This is a genomic window from Pontibacter sp. HJ8 (assembly GCF_054824225.1).
This window is the reverse complement of record NZ_JSYF01000566.1, coordinates 1-3,392: the sequence shown is the minus strand read 5'-3', so window position 1 is coordinate 3,392 and position 3,392 is coordinate 1. Positions and strand designations below refer to the sequence as shown.

The window sequence follows — 3,392 nt, the reverse complement described above, 5'->3', positions numbered from 1 at the left end:
CCCCGCCGGCCAGGCGAAGCAATGAAACAAAACTAGTAACAAGATGGATGAAGCTCCCGCTATGTAGCAGGTATAGGTATAATATGTAAACCTCATCTCCGCCAGTTACAAACTGGCTTCATAGTCCACCACCAGTTACCGCTTCACTAAAACTGGCGGCATACACAAGCCTAATAGCAAATCACAAAAAACAGAAATTGAGCAGCAAGCATAGCAAAATACCATAAAAACAAAACGGGGCTACACCCATTAAGGTATAGCCCCATTACATCTATTAAAAACCCCTTAGCGGCGTCCCATCATTTTAGCAATATTGGCCATACCGCCTTTTGTACCAGCCATTTTGTTCATAGAGCGCATCATCTTACGCATATCATTGAACTGCTTCATCAGGTTATTCACCTGCGTTATATCCGTACCGCTGCCTTTGGCAATACGGGCACGACGGCTGCCACTGATCATATCCGGGTTCTCACGCTCGGCAGGCGTCATGGATTTGATAATCGCTTCGATCGGTTTGAAGGCATTGTCATCAATTTCCACATCCTTCAGGGCTTTGCCAACCCCCGGGATCATGCCGACCAGGTCTTTGATATCACCCATTTTCTTGATCTGCTCCAGCTGCGTCAAAAAGTCGTCGAAGTTAAACTGGTTCTTACGGATCTTTTTGTTGATACGCTTCGCCTCGTCTTCGTCAAAGGCCTGCTGCGCACGCTCTACTAGGGAAATCACGTCCCCCATGCCGAGAATACGCTGGGCCATACGATCTGGGTAGAACAGGTCCAGCGCCTCCATCTTCTCACCGGTCGAGATAAACTTGATCGGCTTCTCTACAACCGCACGGATCGAAAGGGCCGCACCACCGCGCGAGTCACCGTCGAGTTTGGTCAGCACCACGCCATCGAAGTTGATGCGCTCGTTGAAGGTCTTGGCTGTGTTCACCGCATCCTGACCCGTCATAGAATCCACCACAAAAAGGGTTTCGGTTGGCTTCACGGCTGCCTTGATCTCGGCTATTTCTTTCATCATGGCCTCGTCCACGGCCAGACGGCCGGCGGTGTCGATGATGACTACTTTTTTGTTTGTTTTCCGGGCGTGCTCGATGGCATTGAGGGCGATCTGAACCGGATTCTTGTTGTCCAGTTCGGTATAGGCCTCTACCCCTACCTGCTCGGCCAGCACCTGCAGCTGGTTGATCGCAGCCGGACGGTACACGTCGCAGGCAGCTACCAGCACATTGCGGCCCTGCTTCTTGATGTAGCTCGCCAGTTTGCCCGTAAAGGTAGTCTTACCAGAACCCTGCAGACCTGCGATCAGGATGATAGCCGGATCTCCTTTGATGTTGATGTCCTGCTTCTCGCCACCCATAAGCGCCGTCAGTTCTTCATACACGATCTTCACCATCAACTGGCCAGGCGAAACTGAGATCAGTACATCGCGGCCCATGGCCTCTTCTTTGATCTTATCGGTTACTGTCTTGGCTACTTTATAGTTAACGTCCGCATCCACCAGTGCACGGCGTACTTCCTTAATGGTAGCGGCTACGTTGATTTCGGTTATGCTACCCTGGCCTTTGAGGGTTTTAAAGGCGCGGTCTAGTTTGTTACTTAAATTATCAAACATCTCTCTATTCTGGATTTACCTACAAAACTAAGGAATATCAGGAATAGTTGCTATACTTTACAGTTATCAGTTAAGAGTTCGCAGTAAACAGTTAGCTGAAGTAAGTTTATTGGTACCAGTTTATTGTTTACTGCTAACTGTTAAATATATTTGGGAAAGAAGTTATTCTCTTGATTCCTTTGGAAAGAAACGAACCGATAAAGTTATTATACATCTCCTATTACTGGCCGCCATCCGGAGGGCCTGGCGTACAGCGTGGGCTTAAGTTCTGCAAGTATTTCCCGCAATTCGGTGTGCAGCCCGGCATTTTGACAGTGGACGAAAAGCAGGCTTCCTACCCCCTGCTCGACCCGACTTTTGCGCAGGAAGTGCCCGAAGGTATAGCGGTTTACCGCACTGCCACGTCAGAGCCATTTGAGTATTATAAAAAGCTATCGGGCAAAAAAGAGATTCCTTACAGCGGCTTTGCCAATCAGAAGGCAAAAGATTCGCTCCTGGATAAAGTCTTCAAGTTTGTGCGGGGCAACCTGTTCATACCCGATGCCCGCGTGGGCTGGAACAAGCATGCCTTAAAAAAAGCCGATGAACTGCTACAGGCCGGCCAGTATGAGGCCATCCTGACGACCAGTCCGCCGCACTCCACGCAGCTGATCGGCCTGAAGCTGAAAAGCAAGTACAAATTGCCCTGGATTGCCGACCTGCGTGACCCCTGGACCAACATACACTACTACGATCAGCTCTACCATACCCCCATCGCCAAGCGCATTGACAAAAAGTATGAGCTGCAGGTGCTGGAGCATGCCGATGCCGTGATCGTCACCAGCGAAGACACCAAGCGCCTTTTTCTGAACAAGCCCTTAAACATTGATCCTCATAAGATTCATGTGATCCCGAACGGGTATGACGAAGAGGACTTTATCTACCCGTCCGCTCCGCCAAACGATGTGTTTCTGATCACCTATACTGGTACGATCACAGAGAACTACAACATTGACGTATTCCTGAAAGTAATCGCACACCTGATGTCGGTGCACAGTGAGATCAACTACAAGCTGCGCTTTGTCGGCAAGGTATCGGATGGCGTAAAGAAGCGGATTGAGAAAGCCGGTGTGCTGGGCATCACCGAGTTCATACCCCATGTACCGCACCAGGAAGCGATCCGGTACCAGATGGAAAGCACCATGCTGCTGATGGCGATTGCGGATGTACCGAGTATGTACTCCAATGTGCCGGGCAAGCTGTTTGAGTACCTGGCTTCCAACAAGCACATCATCTGCCTGGGACCTGTGCATTCGGATACGGACCGCATCATAGATGAATGCGGCGCCGGCCGCCTTTTCCATTATACCGCCTACGAGCTCATGCTGGACCACATGACGCAGATGAGCAAAGCCTGGAAGATCAACCCGAACCTGGACCTGCCCTACATCAACCACTCGCAGTTTTCGAGAAGGTCGCTGACGGAGGAGCTGGCGCTGGTCATTCAGAAACTGGTAAAATAGGCTATACCTTCCGCACTAAACCGTCAATAATTCAGATCGGGCAGGCCTCCTGCTTCACTTAAGTGTTTGTAGCAGTAGATTGAGCAATACGTCCCGGCACTTAGTCCAGGGGTATGCGCTTCGCATTTTCAGCCAGCCATTTGTCAAAGGATTTTAACTCAGGATTGAGTATTTTGGAAAACCCCACATCCCGGACACGGTTGCATATGTGATCAAAATCCCGGTAGAACTGAAACATGTTACCCAAATCATCGGCACCTGCAAACC

Annotated in this window: 2 protein-coding genes; one reads left to right on the top strand and one right to left on the bottom strand. The window is 50.0% G+C overall.

Annotated features, from left to right (window positions below; genetic code table 11):
- Window positions 1-285 precede the first annotated feature (285 nt).
- Window positions 286-1,623, bottom strand: coding sequence for a signal recognition particle protein (gene ffh / locus OB13_RS19420; protein ID WP_461491843.1), 1,338 nt, complete (start codon window positions 1,621-1,623; stop codon window positions 286-288).
- Window positions 1,624-1,802: 179 nt separating this feature from the next.
- Here ffh and OB13_RS19415 point away from each other — a divergent pair, with 179 nt between their 5' ends.
- Window positions 1,803-3,125, top strand: coding sequence for a glycosyltransferase family 4 protein (locus OB13_RS19415; RefSeq protein WP_461491842.1), 1,323 nt, complete (start codon window positions 1,803-1,805; stop codon window positions 3,123-3,125).
- Window positions 3,126-3,392: the final 267 nt, after the last annotated feature.

Coding starts and splice junctions, on each gene's coding strand:
- ffh (WP_461491843.1), bottom strand. CDS start 1,623: ATGTTTGATAATTTAAGTAACAAACTAGACCGCGCCTTTAAAACCCTC.